This is a genomic window from Paenibacillus sp. J5 (assembly GCF_054955055.1).
Map to the genome: position 1 here is coordinate 544,297 of NZ_JBUEDD010000001.1, position 18,091 is coordinate 562,387.

Consider the following 18,091-nt stretch of genomic DNA (forward strand, 5'->3'; position numbering starts at 1 on the left):
CGCTAACAGGACATTGAAGAGCTATCCACAGACTCATCATCTTCGTCCGTCTGAGCACCCGAACGAAGCATCCCAGCCGCCAATTCCATGCCGTCTTGGAGTCCCTTCAGGTAGAGCAGCTCCTGAGCAGCCGCCTCATAGCGGTAGTGTCTCTCCTCCCAGACAGCATATTCAGTGCCAGCCCCCATGTCCGATAGTGTGGAATATAGTGACTCGAACGCCTCCTCTTCCTCTCCCCGCAGCTCGCTCAGCACGGGGTCTACCTCCGCTTGGGCAACTATGTCCACCAGCCGCCGCTGGATCGCCTGTCGGAACCACACAGTAATCTTTATAATATTCTCCCCCTTATCGATCACGTCCCGATATGCATGATACCGCTTCAAACGGCCATACAGCGTCGTCCACGCGTCCACCTGGCAACTCTGCGCCTGCACTTCTGAATTTTGAGATAACGGCACACCCCGCGTGAGCGAATGCATCCCCAGCTCATTCAGCTTACTTCTCTCCCACTCCACTATTCTTCGTATTCGATGCATGAATCCACTCCTTTGGTTAGGGTGTAGTCGCCGATGATCTTGACCAGAATGAATGATACCGGACGTTTAATGCGAGAATCGGTTTATTTAATTTTAATGCGATTATCGCATTAAAACAACCCCTACATTTCGTACAATTTGGATGAAATGAGAGGTGTGCAGTAATGAAGCATCGCACAGAACCACCTGGAGACAAAAACATCATTGGTAACCGAGTGACCACCATCCGCAAAGCCAAGGGCATGAAGCAAAAAGAATTCCTCGCCCGGCTTCAGACACTGGGACTGGATATCAGTCCCACCAGTCTGTCCCGTCTCGAGGGCCAGCATCGGCTCGTGCAGGATTATGAAGTGCTCGTCATCGCGCGAGCATTGGAGATTTCTGTGGGAGAGTTGTTGGGGGAGCGAAGCTAGAATAGATTATACGAAAATAATCCGCCCAGCTTAGCGCCAAGGTGCGCATTATTTTCTTCAAAAGCGCGATAGCAGTTCCTGTCCAGATGACGCTGCGTATCACAACGCAAACCTCTTTTTTACATACGCGATGGTTTGCTTGTTGGTAATCAAATAGCTGATTTCTTCTCTCAAGAGCCTGCCTGGATTAGATAGCCAGTTGTGCGAACCAATGAATAGAAGGCTATCGTCCACCAAGAGCACTTTGGTATGAAGAGGCGGCATGTAGACCAGGTTGGTGTCTAACTCATCATACAACCTTTGCAGAGCGACTTTAATGGCTTCCTTATTCTTAAAGCTGTAATTATCTCTATCGACGATCTTGTCGATCTCTTGAAGAGTCAGCTTGGAATTCGTGTAACCGAAACGTACTTTGACATCGACTTCCCGTTCCATCGCTATACGTAGCAATGAGAAGAACGTCTCGTCCATGACATTGCTGTTCACCCATGGCGAGACAATGCCGAGCGAGCTTCGGCACCATTCCATCGCTTTCAGCATCAACGCATGGTGTTTTCTAGGATTCAGGAGCACATTCGCATGGAGAAGCTCGTTCATTGACTCGATGAATCTGTCGTCCACCCCGCTCAGCTCGTGCTTATCCTCGTACACCGTATACGCCTCTTGACGATGATCTGCATACTTGGGGTTCTCATAGTCCTCATTATACAGACTATATATGGCTCCATGGGTTTGAATCATATGGATGGCTTTTTCTACATAATTCCCACTCTCGAGACCCGCCTCGATGTTGCCTACCCAGATGAATTGTTCCTTTGCTCTGGAGAAGGCGACATTGAGTAAATTCGGTTTACTGCCAATGACGTAGGAAAGACCTTTGCTCTTCAGGTGCACTCCATCAATGACCGAGCTAAAGAGAATAAACCGCTTCTCTTTCCCCTGAAACGTATGAACCGTTCCTACATCAACACCTGCAATGCTTCTCTTGAGTTGCTCCGCCTGGGATGAAAACGGAGTAATAATTCCGATATCCTGAACCGCGTTATTTCCATATCTCCCAACGAGTAGATCCACCACCTTTTTGCAGGCAGCAATCTCCGAATTATTGTGATGAGAGCTCATCTCCTTTACACCGCGAATGTCCAACGCCACCATATTAGCCCCGAAAAGCTTGTTCGAATTGTCCTCTTGCTTCAGTACCAGCATGTTATGATAGACGTGAAAATTGGAAAAACGCATGATGCTAGCCTCGCAACGACGATGCTCGGTAAGAATGATCCCCTTCTTCTTTGTGCCCATGAACTCATAGAATTCACTGCCGCGATCCGCATACTCCTGAACGCTATTCTTGAGCACACAAATGCGATCATGAAGCTCTTTCTGAACATCGCTCTCTTCAATCAAGTTTTGAGTAAACGGACGCACCGGTTCAAGCTGCTCGGGGTCGCCGACGATAACCGCCTTGCGTGATCGGTACAAGGGAGCACAGAGGTAATGAGGCATGATTTGCCCTGCTTCATCCACGAACAATGTGTCAATCAAGCCACGGAGGGGCTGCAATAGCTTCTCCGAGAACGAGTGCAGCGTTGTTGTCGCAACAGGAAAGCAAAGGAAGAAAGATTCCCAGATCGCGCGTATGCCGCTCTCATACTGATCTAACCTTTTGCCATTCTCGCTGTAAAAAGATTTGAACCACCGCTGCGACTCCCCCACTTTATTCAGATTGTGCACGATCTCCGCCCGATACTTGATGACATACTGTTCGTTCACAGCGAGCGCCTGCTCGAATAGTTTTCTTCTCAACCGAACAATAACAGGCGCGTTCGCCAAATCATAATAAGAGCTTGACGTCAACGGCTCTTCCCTGCACAACGTACTCTTCAGGTCTGACTCTCGTTCTTGCAGAAGCATTAAGTTGTGCAACCGTTGCTCAAGCCCGGTCCGGATCGCTATCAGATTCTGCAGCTCATGATCGATCGTATAAAGATGGCTAATAATGGTGGATAACTCGGCATCGCAATCGAGCAGCATATCTTCCGACTGTTGTAATCGACCTTGTAAGCTCTGTAGCTCCTGGTTAAGCGCCTCTATGCGAGCTTCTTGAATGTAAGCCAATGTCGGATTATCCTTGAAGAAACGTCTGCGTGCAGGAAGAAAAAATAATAGTCTGTAAGGGAATGCAGTCCATCTCGTAAACAGCTCCTTATCTCCATATGCCTGCCGCCGCTTTTCTTCCCCTCGCTCCAGCTCCAGCTTTAGCTGACGGATGAGTTCCTGAAGCTTGGTGATTTCCACCTCTTTTTCTTGCTTATTTAGAGCATACTTTTCCTGGTTAATTACTAGATGGTTCAAGTTGTCACCCGTTCGTTCCATCTCATTCTTGCATTCCGCTAGGGCAGCAAGAATCTCTGTCTGATCCCCCAGGTCTCCTCTCTCCAAGCACATTTGAAGCTGCTCCTGGAACACGTTAATCCTTTGATGAATCTCCTCCAGAAGGGACAACGAAGCAACAAACTCATTGCGAAGATCCAAATTTTGCAGAGCCGCAACCTCAGCATGCTGTAAACCTTTTATAGTTCCCTCTAACTTCTGCGCTATAAACGCCGTCATATTCGCCATATTTCCCAATCGTGCGCAAAAGGCGCCTTCCTTCTTTGAATCCATCGCCGATGCTGGATGGCCTCTATCCTCATGCTCTGTTGTCATCGAACTGTCTTCTTCAAGAGCATTCGCAAATGCGTATCCTTCACCCTCGTCTTCCTCAGTCTCAACCTTATTACCATGAATGTCAGCGAGAGCCAAGACCTTATTTAAGAAGGGGACCTCTTGCATTAATTCAATCCCAATATTGTCCACTGCTTTATTGTTGGTGCTCGTAATCACCATGGAGTAGGGATTTTCCCCCGCGAGCGGAGATTGATAGTAGGCCCGGATCTGACCCTTCTCCTTAAGCTGCCAAGGCTCATCCCACACCTGTGTCAACAAACGAGCTTTCTTGACCATGGAATCCGCGATGATTTCCTTAATCAACGTCGTCTTGCCGGTACCAGGGGGGCCATTCACTGCAAGTATAGCTGCATGAGGGGCAGACTGCATAATTCTCCACTGTTTGAAATTTATCGGGTAGTCGGCAGTATAGCTTCCAAGATGATACTCTGTCTTTGTTGGTTCTGACGAATAGTCAACCGCGTTTTTATTGCCGAATACATACTGATTCAGGAGCGTAGACGGAGAAGCCGAATGTCTTGCCATGAGACGCTCAATTTCCATGCGGAATATAGACTCCTTCACTTCATCCCACATTTCTTTGGTTACGAATAACCACCTCGCCATTAACCAACCACGATATTCTTTCACATCCAGCAGACTTGCATGCTTCCAGTCCTGCACTCCCTCGCGTAGGCATTGGTCGATTAGTTCGATAATGTGTGGTAGTTGGGGAGACGTAATACTATCGATTTTAGTGCATAACTGCTGGTAAGTTTCCGAAGCAATCATTCGCACATCCTCAACCGGACATTGGTATGCTTGTGCGAGCAGAATCTCCAGGCTTGCCCGGTTCATAACAAAAGAAACGACTTGCAACGCATCGTCGGTTAAAGTGCAGGTAAATGTAATCACCGGCCTGACGATACGTTGCTTCTTGGCATTATGTAGATCCTTTATAAGCAATGGATAGCAAATCGTAAATTCTTCTTGGGAAAGCAGTTGTTCGATATATTCCTTTCCATTGTCACGATTGTCCGGATACCGGAACGGCAACTGAGCAATAAATTCCTCAACGCCCATATCCCGAGACAGCAGCCTGTCAATCCACGGTTCCCATTTGCCGCGCAGCTCATGGGAAGCTTTCTTGATATCAGGATAGCACTCTAACTTCTGAACAAGAGCACGCTTTTGTTTTTTGTTCAACATGTTTGTGATAGCTTTTAGATTGCCCAGAGCTGACTCTGGCAGATGGTCTCCATCTACGGAGCTCAGAGACGCATTCAGGAACCTGGAGTAGTCTTCATACCTGATAAAATATTGCAACACACTCTTCAATTCAGCGGACATAACAGAGCCCCTTCAGTTTTATTTTCAAGGACAGTCCGACCAACAATATGTAACCCTTGTTGTCGTGTAGTCAAAGATCGCCCCACTTTGTCGAATATTGTAAATTATATCAAACTAGTATTAGATTGAGTAGCTTAAGATAAAAAAGGATAGATCGTACAATTGGATCATACCTTTTACAGGTGGCTCTCCTTTTTGGGGCTACACGGGGAATGTACGGGGCGAACTTATATTCAATTTTCAATGTAAGGCGAGGAGCTTTGTCCCTCTAAGCCGTTTCATTTGGGATTCATTTTTTCATGAGCAAGTTCGCCAAATATAAAGTTGTCACCATTTTGGAGCTTATTATGAAACAGCCTACAAATAAGGAACAAGACATTCTTCTGTAAACTCATTAATAGTCGGATTCTTACTTAACTTTTTGAATAGTCGAACAAGAGCGACTTGGAACTAAAATAGAGACATCCTAACCTCGTGCTACACAATCGTCCCAAGTAATTGCTGTAGAATCCAAAAATTAAAGCTCAAGCGCCAACAGTGCCTGAGCTTCGTATGATAGACACACAGCACTCCACATGACTTGACTGTCGGAATGAGTGATCACTAAAGAAAGAATGGGGTTGCAATTAATACTATATATGGCAACCAAAACATCCATCTTCTTAATTTTAGTAGGCTGATAAAGTCCTTTAAAGATGGGTTAGAAAAATTTGTGGATATACCGTCGCCAGGAATTTTCACTAAATCACCGGTTAGGAAATCATTAATGGATTTCTCTATTTCAATAGATTTTTGGATGTATTTTTGTTGAAGAATTCTGGTGCCTGCTTCCAACATAAAGAACAATACAGCAACTAATGCGGCCAGATAGTACATTGTTACTTCATTTTGTTTATAGCCATAGGCTACGATTGCGGCCCAAAAACCAATTCCCATCGTTCTTATTTTCCAAGCATTTTCCCCGAAGCCCTTCGATAAATTTTGATATGTCTCCCATGCTTTAATAAGCACACCAATCACTTTTTCATCCATCACCAAAGTCTCCTCAATCGTTCCACGTTAGTATCAGATATATAACGGGAATGATTAAATATTGCTGTACAGAAATGCCTTACTTGATTATCTACAAATTCCGAAAGATCTGCGCTATGATCAGTGTAATTTGATCATGATTAACTTGATTCATGAATGAACACTCCCTATTTTAAGATGGTGTAGAAGCTTTTTTACGACAAACTGCGCGTCCGTCCCCACCCCCCTTAATGTGGCAGAAGCAAAGGACCGCTGTCCTTCCAGCCCAACATAATATAGTCCCGGAACAAGGCTTATACCTGCTTGATGTACCGGCCTTCCTTCCGTGTTCAGAGCGCCAATCGCTTGAAGATAGGGAAGGCAAGGCCGGTACCCTGTTGCAAAGATTACCGTATCCACCGCTTCCTTTGTCCCGTTCGCCCAAAAGACCCCCTCATCATAAAAGGATGTAAACATCGGTTGTTGATCCGGTTTCCCTGCCAATACCTTCTCTTTGTACCCGCCCGAATCAATTACTGAACCTGAACTTGGTGCAGTTTTCCCGAATCGCCAAAATGGAAACGAGTCAAATCCAATCGTTTTCACCCAAAAATGCAAGTCCTGCCCTAACAGCATCGATTTCATAAATTGAACTGGTCGCAATACGGCTAAAGATGTATGGCTGACTTCGGCCAGTTCGACGCCAATCTGAACGGCAGAATTCCCACGACCTACAACCAGCACACGCTGATTGATAAATGGCTCTGAATTTCGATATTCAGCGGAATGAAGGATACGGCCTTGAAACGACTCCTGCCCGGGTATCGCTGGCGTATAGGGAGTGTGAAATGAGCCAGTCGCATTAATAATGGTCTTTGACCGAAACGTATCCCCTGCCATCGTTCGGACCATAAACCCGTCTCCATCCTTTTCGACCAATGTCACGCGTTGATTGATTCTAACCGGCAATTGGAATTTTTCCTGGTAATATTTTAAGTACTGAATAACTTCATCTCGCCTTGGATAACCGTTCGGATCACCCGGAAATTTCAAATGCGGCAAGGATGAGAAGCGTGCTGGTGAGAATAGTTTGAGGCTATCATAATAAAGCGGCCACGAACCGCCGACCTCATCACTCGCCTCCATAATCAGGAATCGAAGTCCTTTCTTCTGTAGATGATAACCGGAAGCAAGCCCCGCTTGCCCCCCTCCAATGACAATCGTATCAAGTTCTGCATTCACATTAAGCGCCTCCATATTAATTGCATTTTGCAAGTATTATTCAAAAAAAATCACCCTATGGGTGTGGAACAGCATGAGCTTGATTTCGACATGGCTTCATTTAAAAGCTTAATGGAACGAATAACGGTTTCTTTTTCAAAATCGTTCAAGTTGGAGAACACTTCATTTAAATAAGCATTCATTTGTTGGTCAATAATAGTAGCCACGAACTTACCTTCCATGGTAAGCGAAAGCAAATAAACCCTACGGTCATTTGGATCGGGCGATTTCTTTACCAAATTCATTTTAATTAACGATTGGATTTGTCGGCTAAAGGTTGTAATATCCGTTCCCAACGCCTCAGCAACCTGTTGAATCGACGGTTGATGTTGACGATCGATCTCGTAAAGTATATGGCTTTGCACTAATGAAATATCATGCCCGCCAGCGGAGCAACAGTTTTTATTCAGAAATCCAAAACGGCGTGTCATGATTTGAAAAAGTTCACGAGTATTTTCCACTCTGGCCTCACCTCATAGTTAATTTATACATCAATTAATTGCAAAATGCAAGCATTATGAATAAAAACCACTCCAATGAGTGGTCGTCTTTCTTGCTTATTTATCAGGATATAATGTTTGCAGAGATTCTCTTTGCGATGGCTTAATATCTATAACTTGGCGAATGCTCTTTGCTTCGGCCACCGCTTCGTCAATCGTTCTACTCAAGCCTAGCGTAAGTAAAGTGCCTACAGCTACTGTACCCGTTCTCCCTTTCCCTCCGCCACAATGAAAAGCCACTTTCTTATTTTGGCGGAAAGCTTCGGTGACGGCCTGGATTGCTTGCTCAAAGGCTTCTTCTTGTGGTCCGCTAGCATTATCTGCTAACGGAATTTGAATCCATTTCGAATTAGCCGCTGGATACGCACACTCCGTCGCTTCGCCTCTCAAATCCACAATCACTTCAATACCTTCATTTTTCACCATGGATTCTACATCAGTTGCTGCACCCATAAAAATTTTATCAGGAATCAATGCATGGTAGTTTTTTTCTGAAGACATGGTTGTACTCGAATTCAGAATCTTAGTTTATTCAAAACACTATCCTCTAATGCGATATGCATTCATTTGAGCCTGTTATCCCCTTATTTTCCTTCTTTAACAAACTGTTCAACACGTCTTCTAATGGCGTCACGGACACTGCGGAACTGATTCAAAATTTCTTCATCCGTTCCCGTTGCTTTGGCAGGGTCATCGAAGCCCCAGTGCCATTTGATGACGTTTTTGTTGGAAATCACAGGACAATGCTCGTCAGCATGACCACACAGGGTGATTACGTAATGAGCACGATTCAGCACCTCCGGGTCAATGACATCGGAGGAATGGCCGCTAATGTCCACGCCTGCTTCCTCCATGACCTGAACAGCTCTTGGATTCAAGCCGTGAGCCTCCAGCCCAGCGCTTTTCACTTCATACTTCTCCCCGCCTAACGACCGCAAAAAGCCGTCCGCGATTTGACTTCTGCACGAATTTCCGGTACACAAAAAATAAATGAGTGGTTTGTTCATAAAGGCTCCTCTTTTAGTTATGGATTAGGATATTAACCAGAGCCATACAGATAGCCCGGTTAATGTAATAATCAAAGTCGGAATTGTCAACGCGATTCCAATCTTAAAATAATAGCCCCACGAAATTTTCACGCCTTTGCGCGCCAGCACATGCAGCCAGAGCAGCGTGGCAAGTGAACCGATGGGTGTAATTTTGGGCCCCAGGTCCGATCCAATCACGTTCGCATAAATGAGCGCCTCACGCAAAATCCCCTCGGTTTGCGTTTCCTGGATAGCCAATGCATTAATCATCACCGTCGGCATATTGTTCATCACCGATGACAATAATGCGGCGATCAACCCCATGCCGAGCGTTGCCACATACAGTCCTTGATCGGCCACCGACTGGATGACCTCACTTAAGCGATCCGTTAGCCCTAAATTACGCAAGCCGTATACTACGACATACATGCCGATGGAAAAGACAACAACTGCCCAAGGGGCTTCTTTAATTAATCGCTTTGTTTCAACTGCTGGGCTTTGTCGGGCAATGCCAATGAAAGCAATAGCTGCTATACCTGCGATGACGGAAACCGGCAGATGAATAAACTCACTGAGCATATAGGCAGCCAGTAGAATCGCTAAAATGATCCATGAAGCGCGGAACATTCGTTGATCTTTAATGGCTTCCTTTGGCTGCTTCAAGCTGGCCGTATCATAATGCCTAGGGATGCTCTTTCGGAAAAAGAGGTACAGAACGGCAATGCTCGCACAGAGCGCAAAAACGTTAGGCACGATCATCCGGCTCGCATATTCTACAAATCCAATTCCGAAAAAATCAGCAGATACAATATTGACCAAATTGCTAACGACGAGCGGCAACGAAGTCGTGTCTGCAATAAAGCCACTGGCCATAATAAAAGGAAGGATCATACGATCATCGAACTTCAAAGCTCTAACCATGGCTAAGACAATTGGAGTTAGAATCAGAGCTGCACCATCATTTGCAAAAAAAGCCGCAACCGCCGCGCCAAGCAGAATCACGAGAATAAACATCATTGTTCCATTCCCGCGGGCAATCCGTGCCATATGCAGTGCAGCCCATTCAAAAAATCCGATCTCATCAAGAATAAGGGAGATTAGAATGATCGCCACGAATGCCAGTGTCGCATTCCAAACAATAAGGGTTACATCTCTTACATCTCCAAAGCTTACAACGCCTAGCAGCAGGGCAAGAACAGCTCCGCCTGAAGCGCTCCAGCCGATGTTTAATCCCTTCGGCTGCCAAATAACAAAAAGTAAGGTCAATAGAAAAATGAGTATCGCCAAATAAAACATATGCATCCTCCCAAATTACGTACAGCAATCATTGGCTTCACAAACGGTTGAATCAATCAGCGACGCTTGCGAGGGAATTTCCTTTAGAAGCTCCAAAATATAAGGCTTGTCTTCCAGACAGAGCGAGTAATAAACCCATTGTCCCCTGCGAGACTCTTTGACAAGTCCTCCGTCCCTTAGCTTGCGCATATGTTGACTGATATTCGGCTGGCTTGTTTTCAAAATGTCTACGATTTCACACACGCAGAGCTCCTTTACTTGCAGCAAGGCGACGATGGTTAGTCTGTTTCGGTCCCCCAACAGCTTCAAGATATCCGCTACTTCTTCCAGCTTGCTCATATGCCTCACTCCTTTAAGTCACGGGAATGTCCATCCCTTTCCCCGCGCTTTCGACCACAACATGCTTCCACCATAGATCTTGGCAAAAGCCTCTGCCATTTGACTTCGGCAACGATTTTGCCCACAAAGGAAATAAATCCGTTTGACTTCACGTTTCATTTTCCCACACTCCTTCGGCGCTTGTAAATAGTCATATAATTATTTACTTATTTCTTTCTTGATCATATACGCAAAATGTTATCGCAGTGTCAACACTTTAAAAAAATTCCCTTTCGAGCAATGTACGGGATGAAATGTATCGTTGCCTCTCACATGTTGCAGTGAGAAGTCATTTCCTCTGCCTTTCATCTCAATGCACAAAAAGTAGTGGAGCACGATTCTTGCTGAATCATATTCCACCACTTAAACTTCTTCTATTGGATAGGTCTACTACCATGTAATCATTCTGTGCAGATTTGAATGGTTCTCTTTAACGTGATTCATGAGATGTCATAGCGTCAGCTTTCGTTGCATGAACGGTGCCGAACGGATGCTCCGGCGGAGCGTAAATGACATATACTCTAAGGGGGCTATTTCCGGTATGGGTTAGATTGTGCCACCTTCCGGCAGGAACCATAATGGAATAATGATATTGGACTTCTTTTCGACATCACAAAAACTCCCATCATGGTTAAAGTAGAATTTTTGTTTTTTCTACTGTCTACTATGATGGGAGCATATCACCGGTTCCAGCATCTTCTTCCTTTTATTTGCGTCGAATAAATTAACATCAACAGCCCCCAAACCCTGCTGTATCACTCCGATTTCACAGGCTGTCATATAGCCCATAAAACCTTATATATCAAGACATCTCAGCCATCTGTTCCATTACGAACAAGCAAAGCGACATTTTCCACATGACTCGTCCACGGAAACATATCCACCGGCTGTACCTCCACAGTCCGGTACCCCCCATCCTCCAGCGCCCGCAGGTCGCGGGCCAGGGTTGATGGGTTGCAGCTCACATAGACGACCCGCTCTGGGCGCATGGTCAGGATCGTATCCAGCAGCTCCTGGTCGCAGCCCTTGCGCGGCGGGTCGACGACGATGACGTCGGCGGCGATCCCTTCCTCCCGCCAGCGCGGGATGACCACCTCTGCCGCCCCCGCCTCGAATTCCGCATTGGCTATGCCATTCAGCGCAGCGTTGCGCTTGGCATCCTCGATCGCCTCCGGCACAATCTCCACTCCGTATACCCTGCCCGCCTGCCGTGCGAGGAACAGCGAGATCGTTCCGATGCCGCAATACGCATCAATAACCGTCTCCGAGCCGCTCAAGCCCGCATACTCCACCGCCTTGCGATACAGGGCCACCGTCTGCAACGGGTTAACCTGATAGAAGGAGCGTGCCGAGATCGCGAAGCGAATGCCATCCAACTCGTCATAGATGACCTCGCTGCCCCATAGCACCCTCGTCTCATCGCCGAAGATGACATTCGTTTTGCGCGTGTTGATATTTTGCACGATGCTCGTCACCTCAGGCAGCGCCGACCGAATGCCCTGTATCCATTCCTCCAGCCGTGGAATGCGAGGGCTGTTCGTGACCAGCACAATCATCGTCTCGCCACTTACGAATCCGCTGCGCACCATCACATGGCGCAACAGTCCGCGGCCGCTCTCCTCATCATACGCACTAATGCCAAGACGGCGCCCGAGCTCCTTCACCTGACGAACCGCCTCATCATTGCGCTCATGCTGGATCAGACATTCATCCATATCGATGATGCGATGACTGCCGCGCGCATAGAATCCGCCGATGAGCCGCACTTCCTGCTGCTCTTCGCCCGCGCCTATCCCTTGGCCGCCCCCCATTCGCTCATACGGACGCGGCTTAGCTGCCGCACGGCCACGTCTTCCTCGCGCCTCACCCGCCTCGCGCCTCCGCCCGTCCTGCTGACCGCCATCGACACCGCCCATCGACACAGCACTAGCGCCTGTCCCTGTCATACCGATCGGCACCTGCGCCTTGTTGCGGTAACGCCATGGCTCCTCCATGCCGATCGTGTCATGGATCGTCATCGTCTCTACCGGCAGCTTGCCGATCCGCTGCAGGCTGTCGATGACATGCTGCCGCTTCCAGCGCAACTGCGCCTCATAGCTCATATGCTGTAGCTGGCAGCCGCCACATTGCGCATAGATCGCACATGGAGCAGCTACGCGGTCCGGGCTCTCCTGCAGCGTCGTGAGCAGCTTGGCGTAGCCGTACTGCTTTTTGACCTTCAGCACCTTCGCCTGCACCTGCTCGCCCGGCAACGCCCCTTGTATAAAAAGGGTAAAGCCGTCCACACGGCCTACCCCTTCGCCCTCATGCGTCAAGCCGATAATATCGGTGATGACGACATCATTTTTTTGTACAGGTATGCTCATCCTACTGCTCCGTTCTATTGCCAAGTTAAACCGCACGATATTGCTCTATAGTGTATCATCCCCAGCCTCTTGCCGAATATGACGGCCCCTTCGCCCCCTGCAAGGAAGCAAGCTCCCATCAGCGGTAAGAGGAATCGCCCGATTCATCGACAATGATCGGCAGATGCGATGGAAGCACCTTGAATACCCCTGGCAGATTGCCTCCGTACTCCCCATCCAGGTTAATCTGAACATAATCCGGTGTTGTTACCGTCATCTCATCCGTGCGGAAATGAATGACATGCGGATCGTTCAGATGCTCGCCGCGCAGCGCTAACGTGGCAATTCGAATAAATTCAGCCAGATTGCACTTGCGCAGCACGATGACATCGAACAGCCCGTCATCCAGCTTCGCCTCTGGCGCCAGCTTCTCGAAGCCGCCCACAGAGTTGCTGTTGCAGATCAGGAACAGCATAATCTCCTCATGGATCGTCTCAAAGCCATTGCCTTGAATGATCAGCTCCGTCGGACGCAGGCGGGTCATCTTCTCCAGACCCTTCATGTAGTACGCGAGCTGTCCAATCATCGTCTTCAGCTTGCTTGGCACCTCATAGGTCAATTCCGTCAGCGACCCGCCACCCGCAATATTAATGAAGTAACCGTTATTCACCTTACCCACATCCAATAGCCGGGTATACTGCTGAATGATGAGATCGCAGGCATATTCCCAATGCTTCGGAATCCCTAGCGCCCTGGCGAAGTCATTGGTCGTGCCCAATGGCAAAATACCGAGCGGCGGACGCCTCTCCTGCTCCGCCATTCCGTTAATGACCTCATATAATGTGCCGTCGCCGCCCGCGGCAATGATCATATCGAACCCGCGTTCGATCGCCTCCGTGGCCGCCCGCGTAGCATCCCCCTCGCCAGTTGTCGCGTGGCAGCTCGTCTCGATGCCGCCCATCTCCAGACGCTGCAGGATGTCCGGCAGCCGCCGCTTCATCTCCTCGCGCCCTGAGGTCGGATTATATATTAATCGCGCCCGCTTATATTCCATGATCGCACACTCCTCATTGCCCATCCCTATATTCCGATGCGTTACACCTACCGCTGATCTCTACCTTCAAGCTAAATGCTCATCCTGGGCATATACACGCTGAAGCCAGCTCTCGATCTGCTGCTCCATCCAACGGGTAACATACGGGTGCGGCAGCAGCGATTCGCCATTATAGCGATAATCCAGACCGCCCAGCCGCTTGGGAATGACATGATTGGTAAAATAACCGCTGCTGAGAAACAGCGGCGCTACCAGCACCGCTTGCCCTGGATGCTTGCGCTGCATCGCCCTCAGCACACAGGCTGCCTGATCAGGCAGCAGCATCGCCGTCTGCGCCGCGGCAAAGCCGCCCAGCTCACGCACCTGCTCCGCCAATTGGCTAAGCCCATGCCGCCATCGCTTATGGAACACCGGCTCCTTGCTGCCGTGACCGATCAGCAGCAGTTGCTCCTGCTGGGGCTCCACAGACAGCTCACGGATGTTCTCATACAGGATTTGCGCAATGTAGGGGTCATTGTCGATGGGCATCCCATACTCTACCTTGGCGCGGCGGACAGTGAAGGTACCCAGCTCTCCTTCTCTAATCTCAGACACCCTTGGTTCTCCGAATCCTTGGCCGATGTCATCGACATGCGTGCTGCCCGAAGAGACGAAGAGCGGCAGTACATACAAGTCGGTCACGCCCGCAGCCTCTAGCTCATCTACGCCATCCTGAATAAGCCGCCCCTCCACAATCTCCAGAAATGCCGATACGACGGGCAGCGGCTGCGTCAATTGCAGGCTGGCTACCGCCTCATCAATTCGCCTCACCCATTCGTTCTCCCTGGAGCCATGGCTTATGACCAGCACACCCGCCTTCACCACGTCAGGACTCCAGTCGTTCCAGAGCCAGCTTGTAACCGTCGTTGCCGTAGTTCAGGCAGCGCTTGACCCGAGAGATCGTTGCCGTGCTCGCGCCCGTCTCTGCCTCAATCTGGCTGTAGGTGGAGCCCTTGCCTAACATACGCGCTACCTCCAGACGCTGGGACAGCGACTGAATCTCATTGACCGTACACAAATCATCAAAAAATATATAACACTCCTCCACTGTCTTCAGCGTTAGCACCGCCTCAAACAACTGGTCGATCGCCTTATCGTTCAGCTTCTTCAATTGCATCCGCTAATTCACCCCTATATAAGCGTGAACACAGCTTACGCGACTTGTTGCTGCCGCCTGCTGCGCTCCGCATCCAGCCCAGGGTCCCCCGTATCCGGCTTCGTTAGCCAACGGTTCCTCTCCCAAGGCTCACCTTCAGATTTCCTTCTTTACATTGTATAAGCAATACCTATATTTTTCAACCATTACCGTATTCACGCTTTACAGAGAAAAAGGAAATCAAAACCGCAAACCGGGCATCCGTCCAAACCTTATGTTAGCCTACCACATAGATTAGTATCAGGGTGGCTATGCCACTGCCATGCAGCAGGGCATAACCGGATTTTTTCACAGCACTCGGATACGGATGGATCGTCGCCGCGTCACACCTGTCTGTCACTACGACTTCATTCCGTATTTAAAATTTTGCACAAAGGTCGTGATCTGAAGTGAAGTATCGTTACCCGCACGCTCACCGTACTTATAATGGCCGGGATCAGATGGGGCAGACATCCGCCTTTCCCGGTCTCTCCGGCCCCTCTGGCGGCCCTCTGTCCCCTGAAGGCGGAGACGTTGGCTTTGGGGCAGCATCTGGCAGCACCTCGCTCATTCCCAGCGAGAGCAAGGGTCCCTTCTCCCTCGACAAGCTAAATGACATCAAGGGCTTTATCGATCGCATGGGCGGTATTGACGGCATCGTCAGCACGATGGGCAAGGTGCAAAAGATGGTCTCCAGCTTTCAGCAGATGGCTCCGATGTTCAAGCTCATTATGGGCACCTTCGGCAAAGGAGCTACAACGACCGCATCAGACGATGAAGAATGGGTCGAGCCGATACGGAGAACACGCCGCAGACGTCGTCCCAGAGGCACCGGCACAGCTCGCCGTCCATCCGGCACAAGACGACGCAATGCAGGCCGCAGCGGCAACAGGAGACGTCGAACCTCCAGCCGCTAGCAACAGAGTCCCCTCTACATTTGCATCATGATGGCGCGTTTCCTTGTGCCACATCATACACCCAAAAGAAGCTCTCCCGAACACCCACAAGGCGTTCGGGAGAGCTTCTGATCTGAGGCTAACGTATCGCACCTGCCAGCCGAACTATGATACAGCCAACTGCGAACTCATCCACATGATGCGCTAGCACTAGCGCCATCTAGCACAACACAGCATTACACGTACACAGCTCATACACGACAATTCACAAGCCATGCTGCCTAGAGATCGCCCGACCTTACAGCCAGATCCACTCAATCAGCTTGAACAGCACCCCGCCCAGCACCATCGAGATCGGGATCGTAATGACCCACGCAATGACGATGCGACCAGCGACCGACCATTTCACACTGGAGAAGCGCTTGGCGCTGCCTACCCCGAGAATCGAGGACGTAATGGTGTGCGTCGTACTGACAGGGAAGTGCGTTAACGTCGCTGTCAAAATAACCGCCGCAGACGCAGCATCCGCCGCGAAGCCGTTAATCGGCTCAATCTTGAAGATTTTCGTTCCCATCGTCTTGATGATCTTCCAGCCGCCCACCGAGGTACCTAGCGCCATCGCCGTAGCCGCAGACAGCTTGACCCATAGCGGAACATCCAGATTATCCTGCACCTTGGCCGCGACGAGGGCAAAGGTGATAATCCCCATTGCCTTTTGCGCGTCATTGGTGCCGTGCGTGAACGATTGGAAGGCCGCCGTGAAAATCTGGCCTGTACGGAAGCCCTTGTTGACCAGATGTGGGCTGCTGTTGGCGAAGATTTTCTTCAGTAACCACATCACTGTAAAGCCGAGCGAGAAGGCAATCAGCGGTGACAGAATCAAGCCTTGAATAATGCTGGTGAACCCTCCGCCATTAATGCCCGCGATTCCCGCAGCTCCGATAACTGCACCAGCGAGCGCGCCAATCAGCGCATGAGATGACGACGACGGGATACCGAACCACCATGTCAGCAGGTTCCATATAATCGCTGCCACCAGCGCCGCAATAACGATCTGCTCGCCGTGCACTAGTGTAGTCGGATCAGCTACACTGCCTCCGATCGTCTTCGCAACGCCAGTGAAGGTCAGCGCTCCGACGAAGTTCATGCTGGATGCCAGCAGAATCGCAACCCTTGGAGATAGCGCTCTGGTGGATACAGACGTAGCAATCGCATTGGCCGTGTCATGAAATCCGTTAATAAAATCAAACGCCAGAGCCAGGAATACAACAATACACATAATGATAAAAACTGAATCCATAAATGGTTGCCCCTCGCTTTTAGCTGTTTCTCATAACAATTGATTCCAGCATATTAGCGACATCTTCACAACAGTCCGTTGTCTGCTCCAGCCGCTCGTAGATTTCCTTACGCTTGATCAGCTCAATCGGGTCCTTCTCCGTAGCGAACAGGCTTTTCACACAGACGCGCAGCAGATCATCCGCCTGATTCTCCAGCTCGTTGATCGCAATCGCCGGTTCACGGATCGCCAGCAGCTTCTTCTCGCTCAGCAGATAGATCGCCTTCTTGATCTGATGAGCGCTGCGCACCAGATTATCTGCGAATAGAATGACATACTCATCCGGCTCCTGAATCTGATACATCTCGAATCGGGACGCGCACGCCTCGATGCCATCCAGCACATCATCCAGCAGTGTCGTCAGCGCCATAATGTCCTCACGCTCGATCGGGGTGATGAACGTTTTGTTCAGCTCGATCAGTACCGTATGTACATACCGGTCACACTTGGATTCGAACTCCTTCATTTCCTTGGCGAATACCGTCACATCTTTCAGATTCGCTACATTTGCCGAAAAATGTTCGACAGCTTCGACAATCGTATCCGCCATGTCCTCAAGCGTCTTGAAAAATATATTTTTTTTCTTCTTCACCTTCAGAAATCCCCTTTGCAGTGAGCATAGAATAAATTTTCAGCATAAAATATCGGCAGATCTTTCCTGTTGCCAAGCTAACCAGCCGAAACTTATCTTAACATACTTTAAACTATATTTGTTAAGCCAGTGTCAACGCCAGCTAAAAATTTTCTGTGAATTTCGAGTTTTCCCGACAAGTGTCAACGCAGT

The 18,091-nt window shown here is 49.0% G+C and carries 17 protein-coding genes and 1 pseudogene; 2 read left to right on the top strand and 16 right to left on the bottom strand.

Annotated features, from left to right (window positions below; translation table 11 throughout):
• Window positions 1-2 precede the first annotated feature (2 nt).
• Window positions 3-536, bottom strand: coding sequence for a hypothetical protein (locus ACY1JZ_RS02165; protein WP_462627868.1), 534 nt, complete (start codon window positions 534-536; stop codon window positions 3-5).
• A 164-nt stretch (window positions 537-700) separates the two neighbouring features.
• Here ACY1JZ_RS02165 and ACY1JZ_RS02170 point away from each other — a divergent pair, with 164 nt between their 5' ends.
• Complete coding sequence (locus ACY1JZ_RS02170; RefSeq protein ID WP_270168405.1) at window positions 701-949, top strand: helix-turn-helix domain-containing protein; 249 nt, start codon at window positions 701-703, stop codon at window positions 947-949.
• A 99-nt stretch (window positions 950-1,048) separates the two neighbouring features.
• On the opposite strand, the gene ACY1JZ_RS02175 is transcribed toward ACY1JZ_RS02170, so the two are convergent.
• The 13 genes and pseudogenes from ACY1JZ_RS02175 to ACY1JZ_RS02235 form a co-directional block, all read right to left on the bottom strand.
• Complete coding sequence (locus ACY1JZ_RS02175; RefSeq protein ID WP_462627869.1) at window positions 1,049-5,005, bottom strand: AAA domain-containing protein; 3,957 nt, start codon at window positions 5,003-5,005, stop codon at window positions 1,049-1,051.
• 603 nt (window positions 5,006-5,608) lie between these two features.
• Window positions 5,609-6,037, bottom strand: a complete 429-nt coding sequence (locus ACY1JZ_RS02180) for a hypothetical protein (RefSeq protein ID WP_462627870.1) — start codon at window positions 6,035-6,037, stop codon at window positions 5,609-5,611.
• A 150-nt stretch (window positions 6,038-6,187) separates the two neighbouring features.
• Window positions 6,188-7,258, bottom strand: a complete 1,071-nt coding sequence (locus ACY1JZ_RS02185; protein ID WP_462627871.1) for a flavin-containing monooxygenase — start codon at window positions 7,256-7,258, stop codon at window positions 6,188-6,190.
• A gap of 50 nt (window positions 7,259-7,308) precedes the next feature.
• On the bottom strand, window positions 7,309-7,758 hold the full coding sequence (locus tag ACY1JZ_RS02190) for a MarR family winged helix-turn-helix transcriptional regulator (RefSeq protein ID WP_462627872.1): 450 nt from the start codon (window positions 7,756-7,758) through the stop codon (window positions 7,309-7,311).
• Window positions 7,759-7,854: 96 nt separating this feature from the next.
• Window positions 7,855-8,298 (bottom strand): protein-tyrosine phosphatase family protein, encoded by a 444-nt coding sequence (locus ACY1JZ_RS02195; RefSeq protein WP_462627873.1) that lies wholly within the window; start codon window positions 8,296-8,298, stop codon window positions 7,855-7,857.
• Window positions 8,299-8,381: 83 nt separating this feature from the next.
• The gene (gene arsC / locus ACY1JZ_RS02200) at window positions 8,382-8,804 is read right to left on the bottom strand and encodes an arsenate reductase (thioredoxin) (RefSeq protein WP_462627874.1); all 423 of its coding nucleotides are present in this window, start codon (window positions 8,802-8,804) and stop codon (window positions 8,382-8,384) included.
• A gap of 24 nt (window positions 8,805-8,828) precedes the next feature.
• Window positions 8,829-10,121, bottom strand: coding sequence for an arsenic transporter (locus ACY1JZ_RS02205; RefSeq protein ID WP_462627875.1), 1,293 nt, complete (start codon window positions 10,119-10,121; stop codon window positions 8,829-8,831).
• A gap of 15 nt (window positions 10,122-10,136) precedes the next feature.
• A complete protein-coding gene (locus ACY1JZ_RS02210) occupies window positions 10,137-10,460 on the bottom strand; it encodes an ArsR/SmtB family transcription factor (RefSeq protein ID WP_459395516.1) in 324 nt (107 codons plus the stop codon).
• Window positions 10,461-10,929: 469 nt separating this feature from the next.
• Window positions 10,930-11,085: pseudogene (locus ACY1JZ_RS02215) on the bottom strand (cupin domain-containing protein); the annotation flags it as partial.
• Window positions 11,086-11,311: 226 nt separating this feature from the next.
• Window positions 11,312-12,865, bottom strand: a complete 1,554-nt coding sequence (rlmD, locus tag ACY1JZ_RS02220) for a 23S rRNA (uracil(1939)-C(5))-methyltransferase RlmD (protein WP_462627876.1) — start codon at window positions 12,863-12,865, stop codon at window positions 11,312-11,314.
• A gap of 118 nt (window positions 12,866-12,983) precedes the next feature.
• Window positions 12,984-13,898 carry a diacylglycerol kinase gene (locus ACY1JZ_RS02225; protein ID WP_270168390.1) on the bottom strand — a complete coding sequence of 305 codons (915 nt, stop codon included), beginning with the start codon at window positions 13,896-13,898 and terminating at the stop codon, window positions 12,984-12,986.
• Between the two features lie 66 nt (window positions 13,899-13,964).
• Window positions 13,965-14,762: a sirohydrochlorin chelatase gene (locus ACY1JZ_RS02230; RefSeq protein ID WP_462627877.1), complete on the bottom strand. Its 798-nt coding sequence runs from the start codon at window positions 14,760-14,762 to the stop codon at window positions 13,965-13,967.
• A 1-nt stretch (window position 14,763) separates the two neighbouring features.
• Window positions 14,764-15,054, bottom strand: coding sequence for a YerC/YecD family TrpR-related protein (locus ACY1JZ_RS02235; protein WP_270168387.1), 291 nt, complete (start codon window positions 15,052-15,054; stop codon window positions 14,764-14,766).
• A gap of 428 nt (window positions 15,055-15,482) precedes the next feature.
• Here ACY1JZ_RS02235 and ACY1JZ_RS02240 point away from each other — a divergent pair, with 428 nt between their 5' ends.
• Window positions 15,483-15,989: a tyrosine protein kinase gene (locus ACY1JZ_RS02240; RefSeq protein ID WP_462627878.1), complete on the top strand. Its 507-nt coding sequence runs from the start codon at window positions 15,483-15,485 to the stop codon at window positions 15,987-15,989.
• Between the two features lie 277 nt (window positions 15,990-16,266).
• On the opposite strand, the gene ACY1JZ_RS02245 is transcribed toward ACY1JZ_RS02240, so the two are convergent.
• Both ACY1JZ_RS02245 and ACY1JZ_RS02250 read right to left on the bottom strand, forming a co-directional pair.
• Window positions 16,267-17,268 carry an inorganic phosphate transporter gene (locus ACY1JZ_RS02245; protein WP_462627879.1) on the bottom strand — a complete coding sequence of 334 codons (1,002 nt, stop codon included), beginning with the start codon at window positions 17,266-17,268 and terminating at the stop codon, window positions 16,267-16,269.
• Between the two features lie 19 nt (window positions 17,269-17,287).
• On the bottom strand, window positions 17,288-17,899 hold the full coding sequence (locus tag ACY1JZ_RS02250; protein ID WP_462627880.1) for a DUF47 domain-containing protein: 612 nt from the start codon (window positions 17,897-17,899) through the stop codon (window positions 17,288-17,290).
• Window positions 17,900-18,091: the final 192 nt, after the last annotated feature.